We start from the raw sequence: 25,499 nt of genomic DNA, 5'->3' as shown, positions 1-25,499 counted from the left end.
CGTGAAATGACGAAAGGGATGACGCACGATGGTCCTGCTGGTGATCGTTTTCGGATTCCTCGTGGTGGGAAACGCCTTCATGACCTGGAAGGCCGTTCAGCTCTGGCGCGACCCGGACCTGGTCGACTTCTTCCAGGGCGCGTTCACCTTCCTGCCGTTCGGCCCCCACACGCGCAGGGGCGAAGTACGGTCGGTCGGCCTCACCGTGGTCACCCTGTGGGGCGTCGTGGTGCTGCTGGCCCTGGGAACACTCGATGCCGCTTTCAGCAACCCGGTGGTCCTGGTGGCCTTCGCCGCGGACGTGCTGATCATCCTGGGGGCGGGGCTGGCCGAGGTGTGCGTGATCCTCTTCAACGCCCCGAAGTTCGCCGTACCGCCGCACATGCGGGCCGAGCCCGGAGTCCTCGCGGCACGCCGGGCGCGCAAGGCCGAGAGCACGCGACGGCCCGGAGCCTGAAGCCCCCGAGCCCGACACCGCGTACGGCCGCCGCACCGGAGGACCCGGCGGGGCGGCCGTACGGCCGTTCCCGCGCCACCCCGCGCCCGGCCCGGCTCACCACACCCTGGTGTGCCCGGACCGGGCCCGTACTCCGATACTGCTTACATGCGGTCACGCGGAGGCAACTCCGGCGCCCGCGACAGAAGGCTCCACGGTGGAAGGCAGAACAAGGTGACGATCGTCGCATATCAGGGGGAACCGGGCTCCAACTCGGCGACCGCCGCCCACGCGTTGTTCCCGGGCTGCGGTGAAGTGCCCTGCACGGGCTTCGAGCAGGCGCTGGACGCGGTCACGCTCGGCGACGCCGATGTCGCGGTGATCCCGGTGGACAACTCCGCCGCGGGACGCGTCGCCGACGTACACCATCTGCTGCCGGAGTCCGGCCTGTTCATCGTCGCCGAGTACTTCCTCGCGATCCGTTTCGACCTGATGGGCGTCCCGGGCGCCTCGCTCGATCAGGTGGAATGCGTACGCAGCCATGTGCACGCCCTCGGCCAGTGCCGGAAGCTGCTGCGCGAGGGCGGCTGGCGCACCCACGTCAGCGACGACACCGCCGGCTCGGCCCGCGAGGTCGCGGAGTTGGGCGACCCCCGGCACGCCGCCCTCGCCCCGCCCGCCGCGGCGGAGCTGTACGGGCTGGACGTGCTGCGCCCGGAGGTCGAGGACGACCCCGAGAACACCACCCGCTTCGTGGTGCTCTCCCGCGACTCCGGTTCCTGGCCGGAACCGGACGGCACCACGATGACCAGCCTCTTCTTCTGTGTACGCAACATTCCCAGCGCGCTCTTCAAGGCGCTCGGCGGGTTCGCCACCAGCGGCGTGAACCTCACCAAGATCGAGAGCTACCAGATGAGCGCGGGTCTCAGCCCCAGCCGCTTCTACGTGGAGATCGAGGGCCACCCCGACGAGCCGCACGTCGCTCTCGCCCTGAACGAACTGCGGTTCTTCTCCTCCGAGGTGCGGGTCCTCGGGGTCTACCCCTCGCACGCGCACCGGCTGCGCGGCCGCACCGGCTGACCCTTCCGCGCCCGCCCCGCGATGCCCGTACGGACGGGAACCGGTGGGGCGGGGCGCGAACGGTCCCCGAAGCGTGCCGCGAAAGTCCCGCCTGTCCGGCCCTCCGGACGGACGGCGCTACTTTCGCGACACGCTCTACTGGACGCCGGCCGAGGGCAGACCCCGGGGATCGGCGGCGCGGGCACCGGAGGGAAGGGGACCCGCCGGAGGCGGACCCGCCTGATACGCGCCTGCCGGCTGCGGACCGTCGGGCCGGGGAACGTAGACCGGCGACTCCGACTGGTAGAAGAGGTCGATGTCGGCCTCCTCGCCGCCGACGATCAGGGTGTCCCAGGCCCCGCTCTCCTGGAGGGTGCGCAGCGTGGCCGGGGCCACCGAGGCCAGGTGGGAGCGGAGCTGCTCCATGGTGGGCATGCCGGGCAGCCGGGGCGCGAGACGGTCGCGGATCGCCGCCATGCGGTCCAGCAGCTCGTCCAGATCGGTACGCCCCGACACCTTGCCCGACTCCCGCCCGGTGTCCTGCCCCGCTTCCCCCGCGGCTTCCGCACTGCGGGCGATGATGTCCTTGATGGCGCGGGTCACACCCTGCTCGTCGGTGGTCACCATCGCGTTCCAGGCCCGGCTCTTGTGCCGGTACTGCAGCATGGACATCGCCGCCTCGTGCCGGATGAAGTCCGCGTCGCGCAACGGCCTTCCCCGCCAGGCGCGGCTGAGCGTCCGGGCGAGAGAAGTGGCCGACGCGAGCCCGCTGTTGAGTCCTCGGCCGGGCCAGAAGTGGATGGCGTTGGCGGCGTCGCCCAGCAGGAAGCCGTACGTACCCGGCGTCGTCGCGGTCGGGCGCAGGAGCTGGGCCGTGAACCGGGGGCGCTGCACCATGTCCAGCCGGAACGACGTGATCGCGGAGAGATCGTCCTCCGGCACGCCGAACAGCTTCAGGCCCTGCCGGATCTCCTTCCACAGGGGCGAGCTGCGCAGCAGGGCGGGCAGGAAGAGCGTCCCGTGCGTCGAGCAGCGGAACTCGTTGTCCTCCTCGCGGTTCATCAGGCACGGGCGGGCCGCGATGCACTCCTCGAAGACCTGGCGGACCGGGTCGATGCCGATCACGCCCTTGGCCTCCTCGCGGGTGAGCCGCATGTTCAGGAAGCCTTCGCCCCGCAGGGAGTTGAGCAGGAACCGGTTCTGCGACACGGTCAGCAGCACGCTCATCGGGTCCGACAGCCGCGACTTGACCCGCAGCCCCAGCACGACGTCCTGGAGGTGCTCGCCGTCGAGGGAGTAGATGGAGGCGTCGGCCGTGCCGAAGCGGTCCGCGAAGTGGTCGCGGGTGCGCGAACGCCCGCCCTCCCCGATCACCAGGACGTGCTCCTGGGCGAGCCGGCTCTTCCGCTCGACCGGGTCGAAGCGGCGCGGTACCAGCTGGATCGCCGGCCGCGTGTTCGCCAGGGCGAGGAGCCGGTCCTCGATGTAGGCGATCCGGATGTTGCGGGGCGGGCGGCCGTCGACGGAGTCCGGCCCCACCGGCCACATCTCCGAGTACGCTCCGTCGTCGCCGAACAGCGCCGCGCGCACCTCCTCGGAGAGTGCCAGGTACTGCCGGCTCTGGACCGTCACGACCTGCTGACGGCGGACGTTGCCCTGGGACTCGTCCTTCCAGACGACGTCCGAGCCCTTGCGGGTCCACCGCCCGTCGTAGACGGTGATCGCCACGCGTCCGCTCAGCGCCTCCTCCAGGGCCAGCGCGAAGGCGAGACCCACCGGACCGCCGCCGGTGACCGTGACCCGCAGCATGCCGGGGTTCGCCGCCGCGTTCAGCCGGGGGAGATGCAGCTGGGAGAGGTCGATGACCGTCTCCATGACGTCCTGCGCCTCGAAGAGGAAGGTTTCGTCACCGATGCGCACCTCGTCGTTCGGGCGCAGTACGTGGCGGGTGACGCGCTGGTCGTTGACGAACGTGCCGTTCCTGCTGTCGCGGTCGTGCAGGACGTACTCGCCGTCCTCCCTGACGATCTCTGCGTGCAGACGGGAGGCGCTGGGGCTCACGATCACGACCCCGTTGTCTCCCTTGCGCCCGAACGTCAGAGACGCGGCGCCCAGGACCACGCTCTGACCGGCGAAGGGGCCTGTCCGGCCCACGATGACTGATGGCATGGCACACTCCTTGTGAACGACGCCCATCTCCAACGGGCCGCCCCGCACCGCCGATCCGGCCCGCGAGCGGTCCCGTACCCCCCGTACTGACGGGCCCGGCGGTCCGGCGCGTCCCGCACACCGTGCCCGCCGCCCACACCGTTCACAACGGTCGCGCCCGTCCCGTTCCCCGCTCCTGACGCATCATCAACAACCGGTGTCACAGGCGGCGTTGACCGGCCACCGGCGAGCGTTCGAAGTCTACGGGACCGCCCCGGACACCGCTTCGAAGTGGCGAAGGTGACCCGGCGCACGGGGCGCCGGCGCACGGGACACCGGCGCACGGGACACCGGCCCACGGGGCACCGGCGCCAGGGGCGTACGTCGGCCGGCGTGCGTCAGACGGTCTCCGGGCCCGGTGCCGGAGCCGCCCGCCCGTCGCCCAGGGGCCACGCCTCGATGTCGCGGTAGTGGATCGGCCCGCTGCTGCGGCCCGCGTTGCTGCCGACCAGATGCAGACGCGCGGCGAGCCACTCGCCGCCGCTGAACCCGGCGAGTCCGGTCGCGATCTCGCCCGCCGAGGTAAGGTCCCCCCGGCGTGCACGGGCCAGGGTCAGATGAGGCCGGAAGGGCCGCTCCACGAAATCGACACCGTGCTCCCGGACAGCAGTCCGCACATCGGTGGCGAGTCCGTGCAGCTCGTCGAGTTCACCGCCGATCCCGCTCCACAGCACCCGGTCGTCGAAACTCCCGCTGCCCCGCAGCGCCAGCCGGGGCGCCCGGTGGACCGCGGCGAAGCCCGCGAGGAGCGGACGCAGCGCGGGGACCGTCTCCACCGGGAGCTCGCCGAGGAACGCCAGGGTGATGTGCCAGTCCTCGACACGGTTCCACCGCATCCGCGGATGCGTGCCGTAGGCGGGGCGCAGCTCCCGGGCCAGCTCCTCCTTGGCGTGGTCGGGCGGGGCGAGGGCGATGAACACGCGAACGGTCGCGGGTCGGTTCTCTTCGTTCACACCTGACTTCGTACCGCATGCGGGCGCGCGAGCGTCGGCCGGGGGCGAGGACGGCGGCGACGACGGTGTCGGTCGGCTGGTCGGAGAAGTAGAAGTGGCCGCCGGGGAAGACCTGGAGGTCGAAGCCGGCGGTGGTGTGCTCGCTCCACGCGGCTCTCTCTTCGAAGCTCACCCGGGGGTCGGAGTCGCCGACCAGCCCGAGGATCGGGACGCCGAGCGGCGAGGCATCGGGCGCCAGGCGGTAGGTCTCGATCGCCCGGTAGTCGCTTCGGATGGGTGGAAGGACCGCCCGCATCACCTCGTCGTCCAGGAGGTGGTCGGCGGACGTGCCGTTGAGCGCCCGGATCTCCGCGATGACCCGGTCGGCGTCCATCAGGTGCACTCGCTCGGTGCGTACCAGCGAGGGCGCCCGGCGCGAGGAGGCGAACAGCGCCACCGGCGTATGCGCACCGTCGCGCTCCAGCCTGCGTCCCGGCCACCTCCGGTTGCGGCGGTCAGCGCTTCGGCCACGCGCTACGGAAACGCCACTGCGGTAAACACTCGGAACATCCGCACCTGGAATCCCGCGTGGGCCGGGGCCGGCGTCGTCCCGCCGCGCGTCGAGGGCGTGAAAGCCCTTCGGTCACCCTGAGTTACTATGCTCACTTCGTGCCGGAGGCCGGCGGTGAGGCGCGCGGCGCCATCGGCGGGCCGCTCGGAGGTGTGGGGAGAACGGCGTGCCGGTCGAAACTCCCCGGATTCCCCGAGAGTCCCCGGCCGGCTTGGCTTCCCGCCGCACCGGCACGAGGGATTCCTTGGATTGCAAGGTTGAAGAGATGGGTGGCTTGCGAAAGTGCTGAAAGAGGTCATCGCGACCCGTTACGTCACGCCCCTGCGTGAGGGCGGTTCGCTCCCCGGGATCGTCGAGGCCGACGACCTCGGTACGTACGTCATGAAGTTCACCGGGGCGGGGCAGGGGCGGAAGACCCTGGTCGCGGAGGTCATCTGCGGGGAGCTCGGCCGACGTCTCGGGCTGCGGGTGCCGGAGCTCGTGACCATGCAGCTCGACCCGGTCATCGGGCTCGGCGAGCCCGACCAGGAGGTGCAGGAGCTGCTCAAGGCGAGCGGCGGGCTGAACCTCGGGATGGACTACCTCCCCGGTTCCCTGGGCTTCGACCCGCTCGCGTACCACGTGGACCCGGTGGAGGCCGGTCGGATCGTCTGGTTCGACGCGCTGATCAACAACGTCGACCGGTCCTGGCGCAACCCCAACATGCTGGTCTGGCACGGCGACATCTGGCTGATCGACCACGGGGCCACGATGATCTGGCACCACAACTGGCCGGGCGCCCAGGCGTCCGCGGCCAAGCCGTACAACGCCTCCGACCACGTGCTGGCGCCCACCGGCCCGGACGTCGCGGCAGCGGCCGCGGCGCTCGCCCCGCTGGTCACCGAGGAGCTGCTCACCGAGGTGGCGGCCCAGGTGCCCGACGAGTGGCTCCTGGGCGAGCCCGGGTTCGACTCGACGGACGAGCTGCGGCGTGCGTACGTGGCACCCCTGCTGGCCCGTGCCGCGACCATCCACGAGCGCCTCGTCATGGACGCGCCGGCACCGACCGGCCCGTCCAAGGCCCCCGGCTGGCTCGCCGACCGCCTCGCCCCGAGGACCCAGCAGGCGAGCCCCGCCCCGACGCAGAAGGACGAGACCCGATGAGTGCACGCGAGGTCTTCGAGTACGCGCTGCTGCGTGTCGTCCCCCGGGTCGAGCGCGGGGAATGCTTCAACGCCGGGGTGCTCGTCTACAGCCGGGCGCACTCCTTCGTCGCCGCCCGTACCCACCTCGACGAGAGCAAGCTGAGGGCGCTCGATCCCGCTGCCGACATCGTCGGGGTGCGGGCCGCGCTGCGGGCGGTGGAGAACGTCTGCGGTGGCGGCGACGCGGCGGGTCAGGCGGCCGGTGACGACGCCGGACGGCGGTTCCGCTGGCTGATCGCCCCCCGCTCCACGGTCGTCCAGCCGGGCCCCGTGCACACCGGTCTGACGCTGGATCCGGCGGCCGAGGTCGAGCGCCTGCTCGATCTGCTCGTCCGCTGAGGAGTCCGTACCGCACTTCCCGAAGGGGCCGCCCGCGACTGTCGCGGGCGGCCCCTTCGCCGTCTCCTTCGGGTGTGACATGCACCCCTGGGTGTCGTGGCCGTTGACACCGAGTGCCAGGGCTTCTAGCGTCGCAACCACAACAGTACTAAGCGCTTGCTCAGCAAAACGGGACTGTGCGCCGCACCGGGAATGTCCGGCGTGGTGGCATGGCCGGTGCCGGCTGGGCCGCGATCCAACGGCGAGGAGAACCCAGCATGTCCACCACCGAGCAGCGTGTCGCCATCGTGACGGGAGCGGCGCGAGGCATTGGGGCCGCGACCGCCGTGCGCCTGGCGGCCGAGGGCCGCGCCGTGGCCGTACTCGACCTCGACGAGGCAGCCTGCAAGGAGACCGTCGGGAAGATCACCGCCGCCGGCGGCACCGCGCTCGCCGTCGGCTGCGACGTGTCGGACGCCGCGCAGGTGGAGGCCGCCGTCGCGCGTGTCGTCGCCGAACTCGGTGCGCCGACGATCCTGGTCAACAACGCGGGCGTACTCCGCGACAACCTGCTCTTCAAGATGAGCGAGTCCGACTGGGACATCGTGATGAACGTCCACCTCAAGGGGGCGTTCCTGATGGCGAAGGCCGTCCAGAAGCACATGGTGGACGCCAAGTTCGGGCGTATCGTCTCGCTCTCCTCCTCCTCGGCGCTCGGCAACCGCGGCCAGGCCAACTACGCGGCCGTCAAGGCCGGTCTCCAGGGCTTCACCAAGACCCTCGCCATCGAGCTCGGCAAGTTCGGCATCACCGCCAACGCCGTCGCGCCCGGCTTCATCGTGACGGAGATGACCGCCCAGACCGCGGCCCGCGTCGGGATGGGCTTCGAGGAGTTCCAGGCCGCCGCCGCCACGCAGATCCCCGTCCAGCGCGTCGGCCGCCCCGACGACATCGCCAACGCCATCTCCTTCTTCACCGGAGACGACGCGGGCTTCGTCTCCGGCCAGGTGCTGTACGTCGCCGGCGGCCCGCTCAACTGACCCGAAGGACGAGGGACACCATGACTGTGCAGGACAGCGGAAAGGTCGCGCTCATCACCGGCGCGAGCCGGGGCATCGGGTACGGCGTCGCCGAGGCGCTCGTCGCCCGCGGCGACCGGGTCTGCATCACGGGCCGCGGCGAGGAGGCGCTCAAGGCCGCCGTCGAACGGCTCGGCTCCGACCGGGTGATCGGCGTCGCCGGCAAGGCGCACGACGAGGCGCACCAGGCGCAGGCCGTCGAGCGCACCATGGAGGCTTTCGGCCGGGTCGACTACCTCGTCAACAACGCCGGAACGAACCCGGTGTTCGGGCCCATGGCCGAGCTCGACCTCAACGTCGCGCGCAAGGTCTTCGAGACCAACGTGATCTCGGCACTCGGGTTCGCCCAGCGGACCTGGAAGGCGTGGCAGGCGAAGAACGGCGGGGCGATCGTCAACATCGCCTCGGTGGCCGGGATTTCGGCGTCGCCCTTCATCGGCGCGTACGGCATGAGCAAGGCCGCCATGGTCAACCTGACGCTCCAGCTGGCCCACGAGTTCGCGCCGGTCGTCCGGGTCAACGCGATCGCCCCGGCCGTAGTCAAGACCAAGTTCGCCGAGGCGCTGTACGAGGGCCGCGAGGCCGAGGTGGTCGCCGCGTATCCCATGGCCCGACTGGGAGTTCCGGAGGACATCGGCGGGGCCGCCGCCTTCCTCACCTCGGAGCAGGCGGGCTGGATCACGGGGCAGACGCTCGTGATCGACGGGGGAATCTTCCTGAATGCCGGAGTGGGCTGAACAGGCTGCCACGGTTCGCCCCGATTGAAGCAAGTGCCCTGCCGGGCCTGGTGATTGGCTCGGTGGGGCACTGCGGTATGGTCTGCCGACCCATGGCTGATCGAGGAGCGTGCACGTGTTCTACCGGGCCAGTCTGCAGGCTGCTGCAGCCCTAGCATCCCTGTCACTCGTCGCCGGCTGCAGCGCCTTCTCCAGCGGCGGCTCGGACGTGGACCAGCACATCTCGGTCGGGACGACCAGCTCGCCCTCGACCCTGGACCCGGCCGGAGCCTGGGACAACTCCTGGGAGCTGATGCGCAACGTCTTCCAGACCCTGGTGTCCTTCCCCACCGGAAGCACCAAGCCCCAGCCCGACGCGGCGGAATGCGTCTTCACCGACTCCACGAGCATGGCGTACCGCTGCCAGCTCAAGAGCGGCCTGAAGTTCTCGGACGGCGAGACGCTCGACGCCGAGGCGGTCAAGTACTCCATCGACCGGATCGTGGCGATCAAGGCCAAGGGCGGCCCGCTCGGCCTGCTGGGCTCGCTCGACCGGGTGGAGACCAAGGGCGACGACCTCGTCATCTTCCACCTGAAGAAGTCCGACGCCACCTTCCCCTTCGTCCTGGCCACCCCGGCCATGTCGATCGTCGCTCCGAAGCAGTACCCCAAGGACAAGCTCCGTACCGGCAACGCGATCACCGGCTCGGGGCCGTACGTCCTCGACCACTACGAGCCCCACACGGTCGCGGAGCTGAAGAGGAACGACAGCTACAAGGGCTTCGCGGACCGCAAGAACGACTCCGTCACCATCCGGTACTACGCGAAGTCCGACGAGATGGTCGCGGCCCTGAGGGACGACAAGATCGACGCCACCTACCGCGGCCTCACCGCCGACGAGGTGATCGGCCTCCAGAGCGGCAAGGAGGAGAAGGACAAGGGCCTCCAGCTCGTCGAGTCCGTGGGCGCCGACATCCGCTTCCTCGTCTTCAACCCGAAGGACCCGGTCGCCGGCAAGCCGGCCGTGCGCGAGGCCATCGCCCGACTCGTGGACCGGGACGCCCTCGTCGCCAAGGTCTACCAGGGCACCGCCGAGCCCCTCTACTCCATCGTGCCGAAGGGCATCGCCGCCCACACCACCAGCTTCTTCGACGCCTTCGGGGACCCCGACGTGAAGAAGGCGCGGAAGGTGCTCACCGACGCCGGGATCACGGAGCCCGTCGAGATGACGTTCTGGTACACCACGGACCGCTACGGTTCCTCGACCGGACCCGAGTTCGAGGAGATCAAGCGGCAGCTGGAGAAGTCCGGCCTCTTCAGGATCACCCTGCGCAGCGCGCCGTGGACCGCCTTCCAGGAGGGCTTCAACAAGGGCGAGTACCCGGTCTTCGGACGCGGCTGGTTCCCCGACTTCCCGGACCCCGACAACTTCATCGCGCCCTTCGTCGGCAAGGAGAGCGCCACCGGCGGCATGTACGTCAACAAGAAGATCACCGACCAGATCCTGCCCTCCTCGCGCAAGGAGAGCGACCGCGGCGCGGTCAGCAAGCAGTTCGCCGAGGCCCAGCAGATCATGGTCGAGGACATCCCGCTGCTGCCGCTCTGGCAGGGCAAGCTCTACATCGCGGCCGGCGAGGACATAGGCGGCGGCGAGCGCGCACTCGACCCGCAGACCGTCATGCAGATGTGGGAGCTGTACCGCAAGGCCAGCTGGTAATCAGGCGAACGGGGCACCCCGGCCCGCTGTCAGAGGGGCCGGGTAGGTTCTTTTCCAAGAACCGATTGCTTTCCGGAGGTTGTGGACGTGACCGACACCGACCTGCTGCTGCCCGAATCCTGGCGCGGCGTCCTCGGCGACGAGATGCAGAAGCCGTACGTGAAGGAGCTTGCGGACTTCGTCGAGGAGGAGCGCGCCAAGGGACCGGTGTACCCGCCGCGCGACCAGGTCTTCGCCGCCCTGGAGGCCACGCCCTACGACCGGGTGAAGGTGCTCGTCCTCGGCCAGGACCCGTACCACGGCGAGGGCCAGGGCCACGGGCTCTGCTTCTCCGTGCGGCCCGGCGTCAGGACGCCGCCCTCACTGCGCAACATCTACAAGGAGATGCAGCAGGAGCTGGGCCTCCCCGTCCCGGACAACGGCTATCTGATGCCCTGGGCCGAACAGGGCGTCCTGCTGCTCAACGCCGTCCTGACCGTGCGGGCCGGCGAGGCCAACTCGCACAAGGGCAAGGGCTGGGAGAAGATCACCGACGCGGTGATCCGCGCGGTCGCCGAGCGCCCCGAGCCCGCCGTGTTCGTCCTCTGGGGCAACTACGCGCAGAAGAAGCTCCCGCTCATCGACGAGTCCCGCCACGTGGTCGTGAAGGGCGCGCACCCCTCGCCGCTCTCCGCGAAGAGGTTCTTCGGGTCCCGGCCCTTCAGCCAGATCAACGAGGCCGTCGCCGCCCAGGGCCACGACCCCATCGACTGGCGCATCCCCGACCTCGGCTGATCCCGCACCCGGGTCCGTCCCCCGTGTCCGTACCGGTGCGGGGACGCGGCAGACCCGGCGGACCGTACTGCCGCGCCTGAGCGTGATCGCGCACCGGTGCCGCTAGGGTGTGTCCGCCGGACACACCCCAGGGTCTGTCCCGTCACCGGAGCCCGGTCCGGCACGCCCCACCGGAAGGGTCCGCGCCCGCCCCGTCCCGTCCCGCACCCGCGCAGGGCCCGCTCCCGCACCGCGGCCCCCGTCGCCGCACACCCGCACCAGGGAGGCCGCCGTGGCCGAGCAGCAGCAGTCGTCGACGGACGCCGTCGGCACCCGGATCGGCCAGGCGGTCATGCTCCTGCACGGCGGGGACCGCGAAGAGGCCCGCAACCGCTTCGCCGCTCTCTGGTCCGAGCTGGGCGAGGACGGTGACGCGCTGCACCGCTGCACCCTCGCGCACTACATGGCCGACACCCAGGACGACCCCGCAGAGGAGCTCGCCTGGGACCTGCGCGCCATGAACGCGGCGGCCGAAGGGCTGACCGGCGAGCGGACCGCTCAGCGCCGGGACCTCCTCGCGCTGCACGCGTTCTCCCCGGCGCTGCACCTCGGCCTTGCCGCGGACTACCTCAAGCTGCGCCGCCCCGGGGTCGCCCGCCACCACCTGGACCGCGCCAGGAAGGCAGCGGACGCGCTCCCCGACGGGGGCCGGGGCAACGGCGTGCGGACCGCCATCGACCGGCTGGAGACACGGCTCGGCCGGGAACGCTGAGCCGGCCGGACCGGCCTCGGAGCGGGTGGGCGCGAGGGAGAGAGGCGGACCGGCCGCCTCAGTGCCCGTACGCCTGGTCACAGATACGGGACTGCGGGCTCCCGGCGGGCCATCCCCCGTAACCGCGCCCGAGCGCGCAGACGCCCTTGCCCGAGGCCGGTACGGGCAGGCCGGACACCGGCAGAGTGGGCAGCGTGACGGGCGGGCGCGGCGGGGGGTGGGCCGCCGGAGGGACTCCGCCCGGTGGTGGCACATGCGGCCGGGACACGGGAGCCGGCGCCGCGTCCGCCGGGGCGGGCGCGGACGGGGAGGCGTCGGGCACGGCGTCCAGCGCCTCGCGGGCGGGCGGCTGGCCGATCTGGGGCTCCACCCCCCGCGCGGAGCCGCTCGACGCGGGGGCCGGCGGCGGTGTCCCCGGACCGCCGGGGTTGACCGTCACACAGCCGGACACGGTGGCGACAGCCACGCCCACGAGAGCGGCCACGGTCATTCTGGTTCGTTGCACCCGGTAACTCTGCGGGTGGGCGGCGCGAAGCGGGAGTCCGTACGCGCCAAATGCCCCGCACGAGTGACCCGGTCAGCGCGGTGCGGACCGGCGCCCGTTCGCACGGCGGAACGATCACCGCCCCTCGGGGGTGGCGGCCGTGCGTTCCGCCCGCCCTCGCCGGAACGGCCGCCCCGGCCGCGCCCGTATGCTGCCGGGATCAAGGACGGGCGCACCGCACAGTGAGGGAGTTTTCGTGAAGGTCGGCTGCATCGGACTCGGCGACATCGCGCAGAAGGCGTATCTGCCCGTGCTCACCGCTCTGCCGGGGATCGAACTGCACCTCCAGACCCGGACTCCCGCCACGCTGGAGGACGTCGCCGCCGCGTACCGGATTCCCGCCGCGCGGTGCCACGCCACGCTGGACTCGCTGCTGGCGCAGGATCTCGACGCCGCGTTCGTCCACGCCCCGACGTCCGTCCACCCGGAGATCACCACCCGGCTGCTGGAGGCGGGCGTACCCACCTACGTCGACAAGCCCCTCGCGTACGAACTCGCCGACTCCACCCGGCTGGTGGAGCTCGCCGAGGAACGCGGTACCAGTCTCGCGGTGGGTTTCAACCGCCGCCTCGCCCCCGGGTACGCGCAGTGCGCCGACCACCCGCGTGAGCTGATCCTGCTGCAGAAGAACCGGGTGGGGCTGCCGGAGGACCCCCGGACGATGGTGCTCGACGACTTCATCCACGTCGTGGACACCCTGCGCTTTCTGGTGCCCGGCCCCGTCGACCGGGTCTCGGTACGGGCCAGGATCGCCGACGGGCTGATGCACCACGTCGTCCTCGAACTCTCCGGCGACGGCTTCACCGCCCTCGGCATGATGAACCGCCGGGGCGGCTCCACCGAGGAGATCCTCGAAGTCTCCGGCCAGGACAGCAAACGCCAGGTCCTCAACCTCGCGGACATCATCGACCACAAGGGCCAGCCCAGCCTCCGCCGGCGGGGCGACTGGGTGTCCGTCGCCCGCCAGCGCGGCATCGAGAGCTGCGTCACCTCGTTCCTCGACGCCGTGCGCGACGGCGTGACGCTCAGCGCGCGCGACGCGCTGGCCACCCACGAACTCTGCGAGCGCGTGGTGCTGGAGGCGCTGGAGCAGGCCTGAGGGCGGCCGCCGGCCGGGGCGCGGCCCGAAGGCTGCCGCACCCCGGCCGGACGGGACGTCAGCCCGTGGTGCGCAGCGGCGGGACGGCCGGGACCTCGATGGCGTTCTCGATGTCCGCGAGGGTCATCCGGAACTTCTCGGGGTAGGCGTCGCGCTGGGTTCGGCGGGCCGGTTCGATGGTGCGCCAGGTGTAGAGGCACTGACCGCACTGGAGCACGTCCCAGACGCCGGGCACGGGCGAGGTGGCGAGCTTGCCGACCTTCTCGAAGGCACAACGGGGGCAGATGACGGGGGAGTTCACGACAGGTCCTTCCGGGGGAGGGGAACGGTGGTCGGCGGGGACGCGCGGGTCAGCCGCGGGACGCGATCAGCTTCTGGAGCTTCGCCGCCCACTCCTTGGTCTCCGGCAGGTCCTTGGCCGGGGTGGAGAAGTTGCCGCGCACGTCGGGGGAGACCGGTGTCGTCGCGTCGATGATCATCTTGCTGGTGATGCCGGCCGGCTGGGCGGCGGGCGCCAGCTCCAGGACGGACAGGTTGGGGATGATGACCACGTCGTCCTTGGGATTGACCTTGGCCGACATCGACCACAGGACCTGCGGCAGGTTGAACGGGTCGACGTCCTCGTCCACCAGGATCACCTGGGCCACGTACCCCAGGCCGTGCGGTGTCGTCATCGCCCGCATGCCGACGGCCTTGGCGAAGCCGCCGTACCGCTTGGCCGTGGAGATGATGACCATCAGGCCGTGCGTGTACATGGCGTTGACGGCCTGCACCTCGGGGAACTCGGCGCGCAGCTGCTTCAGCAGCGGGACGCAGGTGTTGGGACCCACGAGGTAGTCGACCTCGGTCCACGGCATGCCCAGGTAGAGGGACTCGAAAATGGGGTCGGTGCGGTACGAGACCCGGTCCACGCGGATGACCGGCATGCGGCGCCCGCCCGAGTAGTGACCGGTGAACTCGCCGAACGGGCCCTCGATCTGGCGCGTGCGGGACTCGATGACGCCCTCGATGACGACCTCGCTGCCCCACGGCACGTCGAAACCGGTCAGCGGCGCGGTGGCGATGGGGGCCGGCGCGCCGCGCAGAGCGCCCGCCATCTCGTACTCGCTCTGGTCGTACGCCATCGGCATACCGGCCACCACGGTGATCACCGGGTCGTTGCCCAGGGTGATCGCGATCGGCAGGTCCTCGCCCTTCTCCTCCGCCTTGCGCAGGTGCTGGGCGATGTCGTGCATCGGGACCGGCTGGAAGGCCAGCCGGTTGGCGCCGATGACCTGGATGCGGTACGTACCGACGTTCTGCTTGCCGAAGTTGTCCGGGTCCTCCGGGTCACGGGAGACCACGGCGGCCTTGTCGAGGTAGAACCCGCCGTCGCCGTCGTTGAGGCGGAACAGCGGAAGCATGGAGAAGAGGTCGACGTCCGCGCCCTCCTGCGTGTTCTCGCGCCACGGCGCGTCCTCGCGGCGTTCCGGGGCGACCGGGAAGGCGTCCCAGCGGGCGGCGAACGTCTCCACCTGCTCCTTGACCGGGGTGTTCTTCGGCAGGCCCAGCGCGAGGGCGTGGTTGGCCCAGGAGCCGTGCACGTTCATCGCGATCCGGGCGTCGGTGAAGCCGGTGACGTTGTCGAAGTACAGGGCCGGGGCGTTCTCGCCGATGCGCCCCGTGGCGTTCGCCGCCGCCGCCAGGTCCGGCTCCGGCAGCACCTCCTCGGTGATGCGCAGGAGTTGTCCCTCCTTCTCCAGCGTGGCGAGGAAGCTGCGCAGATCGTCGTAGGCCATGGGGGCTCCAAAAAAAGGGGGGTGGGTGTCTTGATGCGTCGTGAGGGACCGGTGCGGGGGCCTCAGGGCGCGGTCTGCGTGGCGGCGGAGCGCGCGGCGCGCATGCCCTCCCAGCGGCGGGCGGCCGGGGCCGGCAGGTCGAACTGGTCGAGGACCCGGGCGGTGATGTGGTCGACGATGTCGTCCACCGACCGCGGGTGGTTGTAGAAGGCGGGCATCGGCGGCACGATCCGCGCGCCCATCCGGGCCAGCGCGAGCATGTTCTCCAGGTGGATCTCGCTCAGCGGAGTCTCGCGCGGCACCAGGACCAGCCTGCGCCGCTCCTTGAGGACCACATCGGCGGCGCGGGCCACCAGCCCTTCCGCGTAACCGGCCCGGATACCCGCCAGGGTCTTCATGGAGCAGGGCACGATCACCATGCCGTCGGTACGGAACGAGCCGGAGGAGATGGTCGCCCCCTGGTCGTCGGGGCTGTGCACCACGTCCGCGAGCGCGTTCACCTCGGCCACCGGCCGGCCGGTCTCCAGCTCGATCGTGGCACGCGCCCAACGGGACAGGACGAGATGGGTCTCCACGTCCGGCAGCTCCGCCAGATTCTCCAGCAGACGCACGCCGATCGCGGCCCCCGTCGCTCCGGTCATGCCCACGATCAGCCGCACCGCTCACTCCTCGCACCTCGGTGACCTGCACGAACGTCCGCGCGGTCGGTGACAACCACGCTAGGAGGCACTTCACGGAGGGCGGCGGTACCCTCGGGACTCACGATGGGAAAAAACGGACAACCTGAAGTCCGGGACCTCGACTACACGGCCGGGGTGGGTGCGCCGACCGGCGTCGAGGTGGTCGAGCTCGGCGGTCTGTACGACCGGTCCCGACGGCACGGCAACGACCCCTACGCCCCCCTGCGCCCGGCCTTCCACCAGCTGATCGCGGTCCGCGCCCGCCCCCTGCGGATGGCGGTGGACTTCGTGGAACACGACCTGCCGCCCGGCTCCTGGATCTGGATCCGCCCCGGCCAGGTGCAGCGGTTCGGCCCGGACCTGGTGACGGCGGACGGCGTGGTCGTCCTGTTCCAGCGAGGCTTCCTGCCCCCGGCGACCGTCGCCGCCGCACACATGGACCCCCCGTACCAGCAGGAACCCCTGCTGCCCACCGGTACGGACGCGGAGGCACTGGGCCGGGGGCTGGACCACCTCGCGTACGAGTACGGCGCGATGGCCACCCTGCCGCTCGACTCGCACGTCGAGGTGCTGCGCCACCTGGTGTCGGTGCTGGTCCTGCGGCTCGCGACGGTACGCGGCACGGCACCCCGCCCCGGCCCGGTGAGCGAGGTGTTCCGGCGGTTCTACGACGCGGTGGAGCGCGACCACGCGACGACCCGGCGGGTCGAGGACTACGCCGCCGCGCTCGGCTACAGCCCCCGCACCCTGACCCGGGCGACGCGCGCGGTGACGGGAGCCGGGGCGAAGCAGTTCGTGGACGACCGGGTCCTGCTGGAGGCCAAGCGCCTCCTCCAGCACAGCCGCCTCCCGGCGAAGGAGGTCGCCGGGAGGCTGGGCTTCGTGGACGCGAGCGACTTCACCAAGTTCTTCCGGCTGCGGACGGGGGCCACCCCGGCGGCCTTCCGCGCCCAGGCCCTCGGGCGCGCGGGCGTGCCCCCGGCCCCGGCTTGATCCACGCGGAGGGCGAACGCCTGGGCGGCCGCGCGAGGATGTCCGGGCACGCGCCGCACCGATGGGTCTTCCACGCCCTACGCGCGGCCCGGTTCCATCGACAGGCCCGCCGTGATGAGCCGCTCGTCCCCACCCGGGACGGTCAGCAGACAGAGTCCCACCGGCAGTCCCCGGACACGGGGCCCGGGGACGGCGAGGGCGGGCAGCCCGCCGAGCCCCGCCAGGCACGTCAGCGCGAGGAGGGCGTCCCGGTCCGCCGTGGACGAGGCGGCGTGGGCGGGGGCCGGGGTCGGGGTGGCGGGGATCGCGAGCACGGCACCGTCCAGGCGGCGGCCGAGCCACCGCGCGACGGCCAGGACACGCGCCCGTGCGGCCTTCTCCCGCGCGGCGTCCACACCGGCGGCGATGCGCAGCCGCTCGGTGACGTGGGGGCCGAAGTCCGGGCGGGCCCGCTCCACCCACGGGCCGTGGGCCCGCCACACCTCGGCGGCCTGCACCGTCTTGAAGGCGTCCCGGGCGTCGGCGTGCGGGACCGGGGCCAGGTCGTCGAAGAGAGCGGCGCGGTCGACCCGCAGGCCGAGCCCCCCGGCCAGCCGGCCGAGGGCGGGCGCCAGGGCCGCGCGGACCTCAGCGGTCGCCAGGGACCAGAGGTCGGCCGGTGCCAGTACCCGCAGCGGCGGGCTGTCGTCCGCCTCCGTGCCCGCCAGCAGGACCGCCGCGGCGTCGCGCAGCAGGGGCAGCGAGCGGGTGAGGATCCCCGGGGTGTCGAACGAGGGCGCCAACGGGCTGATGCCCGTGCGGTCGGCGCGGGCATGAGTGGGACGGAGTCCGTACAGGCCGCAGTAGGAGGCGGGTACCCGGATGGAACCGGCGGTGTCGGTGCCCAGTCCGATCTCGGCGAGTCCACCGGCGACGGCCGCGGCCGTCCCGCTGGAGGAGCCGCCGCACAGGTGCCCCGGCGCCGCGGGGTTGGCGGGCGCGCCGTAGTGGGCGTTGGTGCCGCCCAGACTGTAGGCCAGCTCGTCGGTGTGCGCCTTGCCCGCCGGTACGGCTCCCGCGTCGACCAGGCGGCCGAGGCAGTCGGCGTGACGCGTCGCGGGGACGGCACCGGCGAGCAGCAGGGGATGGCCGTTGCCGGTGGGCGCGCCCGCGAGGTCGATGACGTCCTTGACGGCGATCCGGGCACCGGACAGTCCGTGGGCCGTCGCGGGTTCGGGCAGGTCGGGGGCGGGCAGCCAGGGAACGTACGGCCCGATGAGCGGCAGCGGGGCGGGATCCGCGGCGGGCGAAGTGCGGACGGACGTCATCGGGTCGGCTCCGTGGACGGGGCGGTGCCGGTCTGCGGCTCCGCAGACGGGGTGGTGCCGGTCAGCAGGGGGCGGAGATCGGCCTTCGGCAGGCAGACGTGGACCCCCTTCACCCGGTCGACGACCTGCGATATGCGCAGGTCGACCGCCGCGCTGAGGTAGGCCAGTGCCACCGCACCCGGCAGCGAACAGCGCTCCGCAAGGTAGGCGAGGGCCGATCTGGTGGCCTTGCGGACGGCTTCGTCGAGGTCCTCGTCCAGGCCGGTGACCAGGTAGTGGTCGGCGGTTTCGGCGTACGGTCCCGCGAGCCTCGACGCGAGCCGCCGGGCAGGCGCGTCGCTGTGGAGGGTCAGCCGGAGCGTGGCGCGCAGCGGCGCCTCGAACGCGGTGAGCGCGACCTCCCCGTCGCCCTGGGAGAAGTGCGGGTCGCCCGCGTAGAACAGTGCTCCCGCCACCTGGACCGGCAGTAAGAGGCGCGCCCCCTCACCCAGGAGCCGAATGTCCAGGTTGCCGCCGTGGGCGCCGGGCGGTACGGAGTGGACGGGCGCGTCCGTCGCCGGAGCGACCCCCATGATGCCGAGGAAGGGGGCGAGCGGGAAGCGGACGTCCCGTCCGTCGCCGACCGGGAGCCGGCCGCGGCCGTCCGGGCCGACGTGGGCGACCAGGGAGACCGGCGGCACCGGCACGCCGTCCTCGTGGCCCGGGGCGGGAACCGGATACTCGCCGGGCAGCGCACCCCGCCCGTGCCGGTTGCTGATCACGCCGTAGTCGGTGCGGCGCCGCAGCCGGAGCACCTCGACCTCCAGCACGTCGCCCGGGCGGGCGCCGCGGACCGCGACCGGACCCGTGACCACGTGGGGCCCCTGAACCTCCGCGTCGAACGGCTCTCCGGACGCGGCGAGTTCGACGGCGTCACGGAGTATGTCCCGCTCGTGGATGCCCGCTTCGGCGAAGAACTTCACCGGATCGCGCCCCTGGTCCGGCAGGATGCCCTCGTGGCTCGTCGTGTCGAGGCACACGACGGTGCCGGACTCCACGGTGAGCACGGGACGGGAAGCCGCGTTGGGGAGCAACCCCCAGGCGGTCGTACCGAGTTCTGCGGCGAGGTAGAAAGAACCTTCGGTCGTGCCGTCGTGGGGCTGAAGTACGCTCATGGCGCTGACCTTTGCATACACCCGTTACAGGCCGGTTAACCTCTGTGCGCACCGGCCGGACCCCGAGAGGCGGAGCGATGGCCGAAGTCGGCGCGGTGCGGAGGCGGGACACGGGACAGGCGGTGTGCGACGCCCTCAGGAACGACGTGATCAACCGGGTGTTCACGCCCGGGGACCGTCTCACCGAGGAACGGCTCGCGACGCGTTACCGGGTCTCGCGCATCCCCGTACGCGAGGCCCTGCGCACCCTGGAATCCGAGGGGTTCGTGCACTCACGCCCCTACGGAGGCACGTTCGTCGCCGAGTTGAGCGACGAGGAGGCCGAGGACCTGCTGGGCATCCGGCTGCTCATCGAGCCGTTCGGCGCCGAGCGCGCGGCCGGGCGACGTACCGCGGTGCACCTCGCGACACTCGAGCTGCTCCTCGCCGAGGCCCGGCAGATCCTGGAGGCCGGTTCGTCGTCCGGGCTGGCGGCCCTCAACACCCGCTTCCATCAAGTCCTGGCCGAGGCGTCGGGCAGCCCGACCATGGCGGCCCTCGTCGCCCAACTCGGCTACAAGATCTCCTGGGTGTATTCAGTGGAACTCCCCAGGCGCGCACCGGACTCCTGGGCCGAGCACGAGGCCATCGTCGAGGCGCTGCGCCGGCAGGATCCTGTTGCCGCCCGGGAGCGGGTGGCCGACCACATCAGACGTGCTCAGGCCGCCTACCGTCTGCGCGGCCGACGTTGACGAACCGTCAAGTCCGGGGCCGGTCGAGCCGGGCGGGCGCGGAGGGGGCGCGGCGGCACGCGGCGAGGTGTCGGAAACGACCGCGTCACGCGACGCGTCGGAAGCCGTAACCTGCCCTCTGTATACACCTTCTGGACGTCGCCATGACGTCGGCTCCGCTCCGGACCTCCGGGCCGTCAGAAGGGGACAACCGTGTACGACCTCGTACTGCGCCGCGCACTGATCGCCGAAGGCCGCCCGCCGGTGGACATCGCCGTCGCGGGCGGCACGATCGCCCTGGTGGGCGAGGCCGCCCCGGGGGCAGCGGCCCGAGAGACCTTCGACTGCGACGGGCTCGTCGTGGTGCCCGGGTTCATCGAGCCGCATCTGCACCTGGACAAGGCTCTGTTGGACAGCGTGGCCCCCAACCCGGAGGGGACGCTGGCGGGCGCCATCGAGGTCACCGGCAGGCTCAAGCGCGAGTTCACCCACGCGTCGGTCCGGGCCCGCGCGCTGCGGGTGCTCCGGTGGGCCGTGGCCAACGGCACCACCCTGATCCGCGCACATCCGGACGTCGATCCGATCGGCGGTCTGACCGGCCTCGACGTCATGCTCGAACTGAGGGACTCGCAGAGGCACTTGGTGGACCTCCAGGTCGTCGCCTTCCCCCAGGAGGGCATCGAGCGGGCGCCGGGCACCTACGAGCTGCTGAGGGAGGCGCTCCGGCGGGGCGCGGACGTCGTCGGCGGATGTGCATACAACGAGGTGGACCTCGACGCCTCCCGCCGTCACATCGACACCGTGCTCGGCCTCGCCGTCGAGTTCGGGGTGCCGGCGGACCTGCACGCCGACTTCGCCGACGACACGTCCGACGGGCGTTTCGCCCTGGCCGGGGCGATCGCCGAGGCGACCCGCAGGCACGGCCTCGGCGGCCGGGTGACGCTCGGCCATGTCACCTCGCTCGCCGCCTGCCCGCCCGCCGAACGGGCCGAGGTCGTCGCCCTGCTCGCGGAGGCGGGGGTCGCGGTCGTCGCGCTGCCCGCGACCGACCTGCACATCGGGGGGCGCGGTGACGCCCGTGCCGTGCGCAGAGGAGTGACCCCGGTGCGCGAACTGCTGGACGGCGGGGTGGTCACCGCGTACTCCTCCAACAACGTCCGCAACGCCTTCACCCCCTTCGGCAATGCCGACATGCTCGACATCGGCCTGCTGCTCGCGCAGACCTGCCACATGGGAAGTCCGTCCGACACCGCGCGGATCCTCCGCATGGCGACCACGGAGGCCGCCCGCGTCACCGGGGTCCACGACGGCTACGGGATTCACCCTGGAGCCAGGGCCGACCTGGTGGTTCTCGGTACCCGCCGCCACGCGGACGTACTGACCGACCGTCCGGACCGGCGGCTGGTCGTCAAGCGCGGCCGCGTCGTCGCCCGTACCGTCCGCACGACCGAACTCCTCGACGCACCCGATGGACCCGACGCCGCCGGCGTCTTTGACGGGTCCTCCGTCTCCGGCGCCCCCGGCCGCACGGCCGCCGCCCGGCGGGTCCGGGTCGCCTGAGTCCTCGCCGCGGCCGAGCGCCCGCTCGCGCCCGGCCGTACGGCCCGTCACCGGCCCCGCCCCGGCGGCGCTGTCCGCCCACGGGCGCGTCCCGCGCGCCGCACCGCGCACCCCGCCTCCCTTCGTCGTGTCAGGAGCACGCCATGAGTGAACGCATTCCGCACGAGATCACCGCGTCCGTCCTCGCCGCGACCACCGCCTTCGTCGGCGGAACCGCGTTGAACCTGCCGCCCTGGGCGATCTTCATCTCCTGGGCGGGACTGCACCTCATGGGCGGTCCCAGCCTCGCCAACGCCACCCGCCTGTGGGCCGCCATGCCCGTCGGTTCCGCCTTCGCCCTGGCCATCGTCCTCGTCGACCAGCACCTCGCCCCGCACGTCGGCGGGGGGCGACTGGCCCAGAACGCCCTGCTCGGCGCGGTCATCCTGGTACTGAACACCGCGTTGATGTACGCGGGCCGCCTGAAGCCCGTCTCGCTCGTCCCGGGCATGTTCCTCGGGTTCGCCTCGTTCTTCGCCACCTACTTCGGCGGCTTCGGCTTCGACCACGGCAACGTCTGGGCGGCATGGGTGAGCGTCGTCGCGATGAACGCGCTCGGCCCCGTCTACGCGTTCGCGGCGAACTGGGCCACCCTCGCCCGCACGACCGCCCCGGCCCCCACCGCGCAGTCGGCCACCGCACCGGGCGCCCCCGCGCAGTCGGCCACCGCACCGGGCGCCCCCGTCGCGGAGGTCCGGTGACCGCATGACCGCGCGGCGGCCCCCGCGCCGCCCCGGCCCACCGCTCGCCCCGCCCCCGCCCCGTCCGTACCCCCGAAGGGACACCGCATGGCCACCGCTGCCGCGACCGACCGTGAACACCGCACCGCAGGCGAGGAGTACGAGCACACCGCCGTACCGGTCCACGCCAGAAAGAGCCTGCTCTCCGTGGCCGGGGTGTGGGCCGGCTTCCCCATGTGCCTGGGCAACGCCGTGTTCGGCGGCCTGATCGTCTACAACCTCGGCCTCCAGCAGGGCTTCTGGGCGATCCTCACCGGGAACCTCCTCCTCTTCGCCTACGTGGGCGCCCTGAGCCACCACGCGGGACGGACCGGGCGCAGCTTCGCCCAGCAGGCCGCCGCGGTCTTCGGTCCCCGCGGCCGGGCACTGGTCTCCGGCTTCCTCGCCACCGTCGTCATCGGCTGGTTCTCCTACCAGGTGGGTCTTACCGGAACGACCCTGCACCAAGTCCTCGGCTGGGCCCCGCTGTGGGGCGCGCTCCTCGGCGCCGCCGTCTACATCGGCCTCACCGCGGCCGGAATCCGTGCCCTGTCCGCCGTCGGCCTGCTAGGTGTGCCGCTCTTCCTCGTCACGGCGGCGCTCGCCTTTTGGTACGCGGCCGACGAAGGCGCGAGCGTCTCCCAGGCACTCGCCTTCGAGGGCCACGGCCACGGCATCACCTTCTGGTCCGCCGTGGGCATCGTCGTGGCCGGATTCGTCGACTCCGGGACCATGACCGCCGACTTCACCCGCTGGAGCAGGAACGGCCGCTCGGCCGTGTGGGCGACCGCGTCGGCCTTCCCCCTCACCAACACCGTCGCCTACCTGGTCGGCGGCGCCGTCGTCGCGACCGGGAGCGCCGCCGCGCCGGAGACCGACGGCGGCTCCTACCTCGGGCTGCTCGCCGGACACGGCGCGTGGATCACCGCACTCGCCGTGCTCTTCACCCTCACCAACCTCGGCTCGGTCGCGGCGCACTGCCTCTACAACGCCGCGCTGGGATGGTCCGGGACGACGCCTCTGCGGATGCGCCCGCTCGTGGTCGCCCTCGGCGTACTCGGTTCGGTCGTCGCGCTGACCGGCGTGTGGAGCTCGATCGTCAGCTGGCTCCAGCTCCTCGGCATTCTGGTACCGCCCATCGGCGCCGTCCTGATCGTGCGGCAGACGGCGGACCGGCTGCGGTCGCGGCGCGGCCACGGAGCCGACGGAGTCGGCGCACCCACCCCGGACGGCGCGCCCGCCGACGGAACCCGCCGGGCGGACGGGCCGGGATTCGCCCTTCCCGCGCTGACCGCCTGGGCGGCCGGAGCGATCGCCGCCTGGATCCTCCACCAGGTGTATCCGGGATCGGTGGACGCCGTGCTCGGCTTCGGGGTGGCGGCACTCGTGTACGGGGCCCGGATCCGGTGGGCCGGGCGCGCCACGGGAACCGTCGCCGGTGTTCCCGTGGCGGCCGTCGGCGCCGGGGACAGGGACGCCGTGACCGAGGCCGCCGACCCCGCCCGCGTCTGACCCGCCCGCGTCCGACCCGGCCCGTGTCCGACCCGGCACGCGTCCGACCAGGCCCGCGTCCGACCCCACCGCCGTCACTGCCGTCCACCCCTGCGCGGAAAGGCTCCCCATGACCCCCGAAGAGCGCGACGACCTCTGCTTCCTCCCGGCCACCGAGATCGTGGCGGACGTGTCCGCCCGCCGGCTCTCGCCCGTCGAGCTGGTCGATGCCGTGCTGGACCGCATGGAGGAGATCAACCCGCTGATCGGGGCGTTCTGCACCACCGCCCCCGAGCAGGCCCGCTCCCGGGCGGTCCTGCTGGCGGACAGCCTGGCCCGCGGCGGAACGCCCGGCCCGCTGGCGGGCGTACCCCTCGGGGTGAAGGACCTGATCGCGACCGCGGGGATGCTCACCACCTTCGGGTCACCCGCCTACCGCGACCACGTCCCCGACCAGGACGACATCGTCGTCGAACGCGGCACCGGAGCCGGAGCGGTCGTGCTGGGAAAGACCAACACCACCGAGTTCGGTTACAGCCCCGCGGGCCACAACCCGCTCTTCCCGCCCAGCCGCAACCCGTGGCGAACCGATCTCACACCCGGCGGGTCGAGCGCCGGGTCGGCGGCAGCGGTGGCCGCCGGTCTCGGACCGGTGGCGCTCGGCAGCGACGGCGGATGCTCCCTGAGGGTGCCCGCGGCCTTCTGCGAACTGGTCGGCTTCAAACCGTCGATGGGCCGCGTGCCCGTCTGGCCCGGCTGCCGCGACGAACGCATGCCGGGCGCCTCGGGCTGGGAGAGCATCGAGCATCTCGGCGTCCTGACCCGCACGGTCGCCGACACCGCGCTCATGCTCTCCGTGCTCGCCGGTCCCGATCCGCGCGACCGGCACTCCATTCCCTGCCAGGACGTGGACTGGACGGCTGCCGCCCGTCGCGGCCGTGAGGAAGGATGCGCCGGACTCCGCATCGCCTACAGCCCGGATCTCGGCTATCTCCCCGTAGACCCGGCGGTACGCGCGGTGGCCGACGAGGCGGTGTCCGTCTTCCGCGCGCTGGGCTGCACCGTGGAGGAGGTCGACCCCGGCTGGAGCGACCCCGCCGAGGCATTCCAGGCGATCATCACCGCCGAGACCGACCTGACCGGCATGCGGCGCCTCGTCGACCAGTACGGGCCCGCCATGTCCCCGCATCTCGTGGCCTGGATGACGCGCGACTGGACGGCGCGGGAACTCACCGACGCCAACATCGCGCGCAAGGCGCTCACCAACCGCATGGCCGCGCTGATGTCCGAGTACGACCTCCTGATCACCCCCACCGCGGCCGTGCCCCCCTTCCCCGTCGGCGTGCACGGCCCCGAGCGCATCGCCGGCCGCGCCGTCGGCGACACCGCCTGGATCGGCTTCAACTACCCGGCCTCCCTCACCGGCGCGCCCGCGACCAGCGTCCCGGCGGGCCGAACCTCCGACGACCTGCCCGTGGGACTCCAGCTGATCGGACGTCATCTGGCGGACGAGACCGTGCTCCGCGCGGCAGCCGCGTACGAGAGGGCGCGCCCCTGGGCACATCGGCGCCCGGAACTGCCGTCGTACGGAACCGGGGACGCTCCGAAGGTCGCGGTGGCCGCCCGCTGAACGGGCTCGGCCGCTCGGTCCGGCAGCCGCCGTCCGGCCCGTCGGTATCG

At 72.2% G+C, this 25,499-nt stretch carries 24 protein-coding genes and 1 pseudogene; 16 read left to right on the top strand and 9 right to left on the bottom strand.

Features of this window, described 5'->3' with window-relative positions:
- Nucleotides 1–40: 40 nt before the first annotated feature.
- Nucleotides 41–457 (top strand): hypothetical protein, encoded by a 417-nt coding sequence (locus ACWCWD_RS24740; protein ID WP_450775692.1) that lies wholly within the window; start codon nucleotides 41–43, stop codon nucleotides 455–457.
- 213 nt (nucleotides 458–670) lie between these two features.
- The gene (locus ACWCWD_RS24735) at nucleotides 671–1,516 is read left to right on the top strand and encodes a prephenate dehydratase (RefSeq protein WP_450775796.1); all 846 of its coding nucleotides are present in this window, start codon (nucleotides 671–673) and stop codon (nucleotides 1,514–1,516) included.
- Between the two features lie 135 nt (nucleotides 1,517–1,651).
- Here the strand turns inward: ACWCWD_RS24735 and ACWCWD_RS24730 are convergent, their stop codons facing one another.
- The 3 genes and pseudogenes from ACWCWD_RS24730 to ACWCWD_RS24720 all read right to left on the bottom strand — a co-directional run.
- Nucleotides 1,652–3,664, bottom strand: a complete 2,013-nt coding sequence (locus ACWCWD_RS24730; RefSeq protein WP_450775690.1) for an FHA domain-containing protein — start codon at nucleotides 3,662–3,664, stop codon at nucleotides 1,652–1,654.
- A 377-nt stretch (nucleotides 3,665–4,041) separates the two neighbouring features.
- Complete coding sequence (gene thpR, locus ACWCWD_RS24725) at nucleotides 4,042–4,656, bottom strand: RNA 2',3'-cyclic phosphodiesterase (RefSeq protein ID WP_450775688.1); 615 nt, start codon at nucleotides 4,654–4,656, stop codon at nucleotides 4,042–4,044.
- A 124-nt stretch (nucleotides 4,657–4,780) separates the two neighbouring features.
- Nucleotides 4,781–5,092 (bottom strand): annotated as a pseudogene (locus tag ACWCWD_RS24720) (thioesterase II family protein); the annotation flags it as partial.
- A gap of 396 nt (nucleotides 5,093–5,488) precedes the next feature.
- Between ACWCWD_RS24720 and ACWCWD_RS24715 the strand changes: the two are divergent.
- From ACWCWD_RS24715 to ACWCWD_RS24685, 7 genes are all read left to right on the top strand, one after another.
- On the top strand, nucleotides 5,489–6,349 hold the full coding sequence (locus ACWCWD_RS24715) for a HipA family kinase (RefSeq protein ID WP_450775686.1): 861 nt from the start codon (nucleotides 5,489–5,491) through the stop codon (nucleotides 6,347–6,349).
- The gene (locus ACWCWD_RS24710; RefSeq protein ID WP_450775684.1) at nucleotides 6,346–6,729 is read left to right on the top strand and encodes a DUF3037 domain-containing protein; all 384 of its coding nucleotides are present in this window, start codon (nucleotides 6,346–6,348) and stop codon (nucleotides 6,727–6,729) included. The genes ACWCWD_RS24715 and ACWCWD_RS24710 overlap by 4 nt, the downstream gene beginning before the upstream one ends.
- 257 nt (nucleotides 6,730–6,986) lie before the next feature.
- Nucleotides 6,987–7,748 carry a 3-oxoacyl-ACP reductase FabG gene (gene fabG / locus ACWCWD_RS24705; RefSeq protein WP_450775682.1) on the top strand — a complete coding sequence of 254 codons (762 nt, stop codon included), beginning with the start codon at nucleotides 6,987–6,989 and terminating at the stop codon, nucleotides 7,746–7,748.
- Nucleotides 7,749–7,768: 20 nt separating this feature from the next.
- The gene (locus ACWCWD_RS24700; RefSeq protein ID WP_450775681.1) at nucleotides 7,769–8,524 is read left to right on the top strand and encodes an SDR family oxidoreductase; all 756 of its coding nucleotides are present in this window, start codon (nucleotides 7,769–7,771) and stop codon (nucleotides 8,522–8,524) included.
- A gap of 115 nt (nucleotides 8,525–8,639) precedes the next feature.
- Complete coding sequence (locus ACWCWD_RS24695; protein WP_450775680.1) at nucleotides 8,640–10,220, top strand: ABC transporter substrate-binding protein; 1,581 nt, start codon at nucleotides 8,640–8,642, stop codon at nucleotides 10,218–10,220.
- A gap of 87 nt (nucleotides 10,221–10,307) precedes the next feature.
- Complete coding sequence (locus tag ACWCWD_RS24690) at nucleotides 10,308–10,994, top strand: uracil-DNA glycosylase (RefSeq protein ID WP_390964811.1); 687 nt, start codon at nucleotides 10,308–10,310, stop codon at nucleotides 10,992–10,994.
- A 271-nt stretch (nucleotides 10,995–11,265) separates the two neighbouring features.
- Nucleotides 11,266–11,745 carry a hypothetical protein gene (locus ACWCWD_RS24685; RefSeq protein WP_450775678.1) on the top strand — a complete coding sequence of 160 codons (480 nt, stop codon included), beginning with the start codon at nucleotides 11,266–11,268 and terminating at the stop codon, nucleotides 11,743–11,745.
- Nucleotides 11,746–11,803: 58 nt separating this feature from the next.
- On the opposite strand, the gene ACWCWD_RS24680 is transcribed toward ACWCWD_RS24685, so the two are convergent.
- Nucleotides 11,804–12,250, bottom strand: coding sequence for a hypothetical protein (locus ACWCWD_RS24680; RefSeq protein WP_450775676.1), 447 nt, complete (start codon nucleotides 12,248–12,250; stop codon nucleotides 11,804–11,806).
- A gap of 235 nt (nucleotides 12,251–12,485) precedes the next feature.
- Here ACWCWD_RS24680 and ACWCWD_RS24675 point away from each other — a divergent pair, with 235 nt between their 5' ends.
- Nucleotides 12,486–13,388, top strand: a complete 903-nt coding sequence (locus ACWCWD_RS24675; RefSeq protein WP_450775674.1) for a Gfo/Idh/MocA family protein — start codon at nucleotides 12,486–12,488, stop codon at nucleotides 13,386–13,388.
- Between the two features lie 58 nt (nucleotides 13,389–13,446).
- Here the strand turns inward: ACWCWD_RS24675 and ACWCWD_RS24670 are convergent, their stop codons facing one another.
- From ACWCWD_RS24670 to ACWCWD_RS24660, 3 genes are all read right to left on the bottom strand, one after another.
- A complete protein-coding gene (locus ACWCWD_RS24670; protein ID WP_450775672.1) occupies nucleotides 13,447–13,689 on the bottom strand; it encodes a non-oxidative hydroxyarylic acid decarboxylases subunit D in 243 nt (80 codons plus the stop codon).
- A gap of 49 nt (nucleotides 13,690–13,738) precedes the next feature.
- Entirely contained in the window at nucleotides 13,739–15,166 is a 1,428-nt protein-coding gene (locus ACWCWD_RS24665; RefSeq protein WP_450775670.1) for a non-oxidative hydroxyarylic acid decarboxylases subunit C, read from the bottom strand.
- 62 nt (nucleotides 15,167–15,228) lie between these two features.
- Nucleotides 15,229–15,825 (bottom strand): non-oxidative hydroxyarylic acid decarboxylases subunit B, encoded by a 597-nt coding sequence (locus ACWCWD_RS24660; protein WP_450775668.1) that lies wholly within the window; start codon nucleotides 15,823–15,825, stop codon nucleotides 15,229–15,231.
- Nucleotides 15,826–15,930: 105 nt separating this feature from the next.
- Here ACWCWD_RS24660 and ACWCWD_RS24655 point away from each other — a divergent pair, with 105 nt between their 5' ends.
- Nucleotides 15,931–16,839 carry a helix-turn-helix domain-containing protein gene (locus tag ACWCWD_RS24655; protein ID WP_450775666.1) on the top strand — a complete coding sequence of 303 codons (909 nt, stop codon included), beginning with the start codon at nucleotides 15,931–15,933 and terminating at the stop codon, nucleotides 16,837–16,839.
- Nucleotides 16,840–16,916: 77 nt separating this feature from the next.
- On the opposite strand, the gene ACWCWD_RS24650 is transcribed toward ACWCWD_RS24655, so the two are convergent.
- Together ACWCWD_RS24650 and ACWCWD_RS24645 are read right to left on the bottom strand one after the other, a co-directional pair.
- Nucleotides 16,917–18,146, bottom strand: a complete 1,230-nt coding sequence (locus tag ACWCWD_RS24650; protein ID WP_450775664.1) for an amidase family protein — start codon at nucleotides 18,144–18,146, stop codon at nucleotides 16,917–16,919.
- Nucleotides 18,143–19,300 carry an acetamidase/formamidase family protein gene (locus ACWCWD_RS24645; protein ID WP_450775662.1) on the bottom strand — a complete coding sequence of 386 codons (1,158 nt, stop codon included), beginning with the start codon at nucleotides 19,298–19,300 and terminating at the stop codon, nucleotides 18,143–18,145. Before ACWCWD_RS24645 ends, ACWCWD_RS24650 begins: the two co-directional genes overlap by 4 nt.
- 77 nt (nucleotides 19,301–19,377) lie before the next feature.
- Here ACWCWD_RS24645 and ACWCWD_RS24640 point away from each other — a divergent pair, with 77 nt between their 5' ends.
- The 5 genes from ACWCWD_RS24640 (at nucleotide 19,378) to ACWCWD_RS24620 (ending at nucleotide 25,449) form a co-directional block, all read left to right on the top strand.
- Nucleotides 19,378–20,031 (top strand): GntR family transcriptional regulator, encoded by a 654-nt coding sequence (locus ACWCWD_RS24640; RefSeq protein WP_390964801.1) that lies wholly within the window; start codon nucleotides 19,378–19,380, stop codon nucleotides 20,029–20,031.
- Nucleotides 20,032–20,223: 192 nt separating this feature from the next.
- On the top strand, nucleotides 20,224–21,570 hold the full coding sequence (locus ACWCWD_RS24635) for an amidohydrolase family protein (RefSeq protein ID WP_450775660.1): 1,347 nt from the start codon (nucleotides 20,224–20,226) through the stop codon (nucleotides 21,568–21,570).
- A 143-nt stretch (nucleotides 21,571–21,713) separates the two neighbouring features.
- Entirely contained in the window at nucleotides 21,714–22,310 is a 597-nt protein-coding gene (locus ACWCWD_RS24630) for a DUF1097 domain-containing protein (RefSeq protein ID WP_450775658.1), read from the top strand.
- An 87-nt stretch (nucleotides 22,311–22,397) separates the two neighbouring features.
- Nucleotides 22,398–23,840, top strand: coding sequence for a purine-cytosine permease family protein (locus tag ACWCWD_RS24625; RefSeq protein WP_450775656.1), 1,443 nt, complete (start codon nucleotides 22,398–22,400; stop codon nucleotides 23,838–23,840).
- 109 nt (nucleotides 23,841–23,949) lie between these two features.
- Nucleotides 23,950–25,449 (top strand): amidase, encoded by a 1,500-nt coding sequence (locus ACWCWD_RS24620; RefSeq protein WP_450775654.1) that lies wholly within the window; start codon nucleotides 23,950–23,952, stop codon nucleotides 25,447–25,449.
- The last annotated feature ends 50 nt before the right edge of the window (nucleotides 25,450–25,499 follow it).

The sequence above is a fragment of the Streptomyces sp. NPDC001493 genome (assembly GCF_053597235.1).
This window is presented reverse-complemented; position numbering and strand designations above follow the sequence as displayed.

What these genes read in the sequence shown, in the direction of transcription:
- ACWCWD_RS24620 (WP_450775654.1), top strand. Translation starts at nt 23,950, where the DNA reads ATGACCCCCGAAGAGCGCGACGACCTCTGCTTCCTCCCGGCCACCGAG.
- ACWCWD_RS24700 (WP_450775681.1), top strand. Translation starts at nt 7,769, where the DNA reads ATGACTGTGCAGGACAGCGGAAAGGTCGCGCTCATCACCGGCGCGAGC.
- ACWCWD_RS24645 (WP_450775662.1), bottom strand. Translation starts at nt 19,300, where the DNA reads ATGAGCGTACTTCAGCCCCACGACGGCACGACCGAAGGTTCTTTCTAC.
- ACWCWD_RS24710 (WP_450775684.1), top strand. Translation starts at nt 6,346, where the DNA reads ATGAGTGCACGCGAGGTCTTCGAGTACGCGCTGCTGCGTGTCGTCCCC.
- ACWCWD_RS24625 (WP_450775656.1), top strand. Translation starts at nt 22,398, where the DNA reads ATGGCCACCGCTGCCGCGACCGACCGTGAACACCGCACCGCAGGCGAG.
- ACWCWD_RS24640 (WP_390964801.1), top strand. Translation starts at nt 19,378, where the DNA reads ATGGCCGAAGTCGGCGCGGTGCGGAGGCGGGACACGGGACAGGCGGTG.
- ACWCWD_RS24730 (WP_450775690.1), bottom strand. Translation starts at nt 3,664, where the DNA reads ATGCCATCAGTCATCGTGGGCCGGACAGGCCCCTTCGCCGGTCAGAGC.
- ACWCWD_RS24630 (WP_450775658.1), top strand. Translation starts at nt 21,714, where the DNA reads ATGAGTGAACGCATTCCGCACGAGATCACCGCGTCCGTCCTCGCCGCG.
- ACWCWD_RS24655 (WP_450775666.1), top strand. Translation starts at nt 15,931, where the DNA reads ATGGGAAAAAACGGACAACCTGAAGTCCGGGACCTCGACTACACGGCC.
- ACWCWD_RS24650 (WP_450775664.1), bottom strand. Translation starts at nt 18,146, where the DNA reads ATGACGTCCGTCCGCACTTCGCCCGCCGCGGATCCCGCCCCGCTGCCG.
- ACWCWD_RS24665 (WP_450775670.1), bottom strand. Translation starts at nt 15,166, where the DNA reads ATGGCCTACGACGATCTGCGCAGCTTCCTCGCCACGCTGGAGAAGGAG.
- fabG (WP_450775682.1), top strand. Translation starts at nt 6,987, where the DNA reads ATGTCCACCACCGAGCAGCGTGTCGCCATCGTGACGGGAGCGGCGCGA.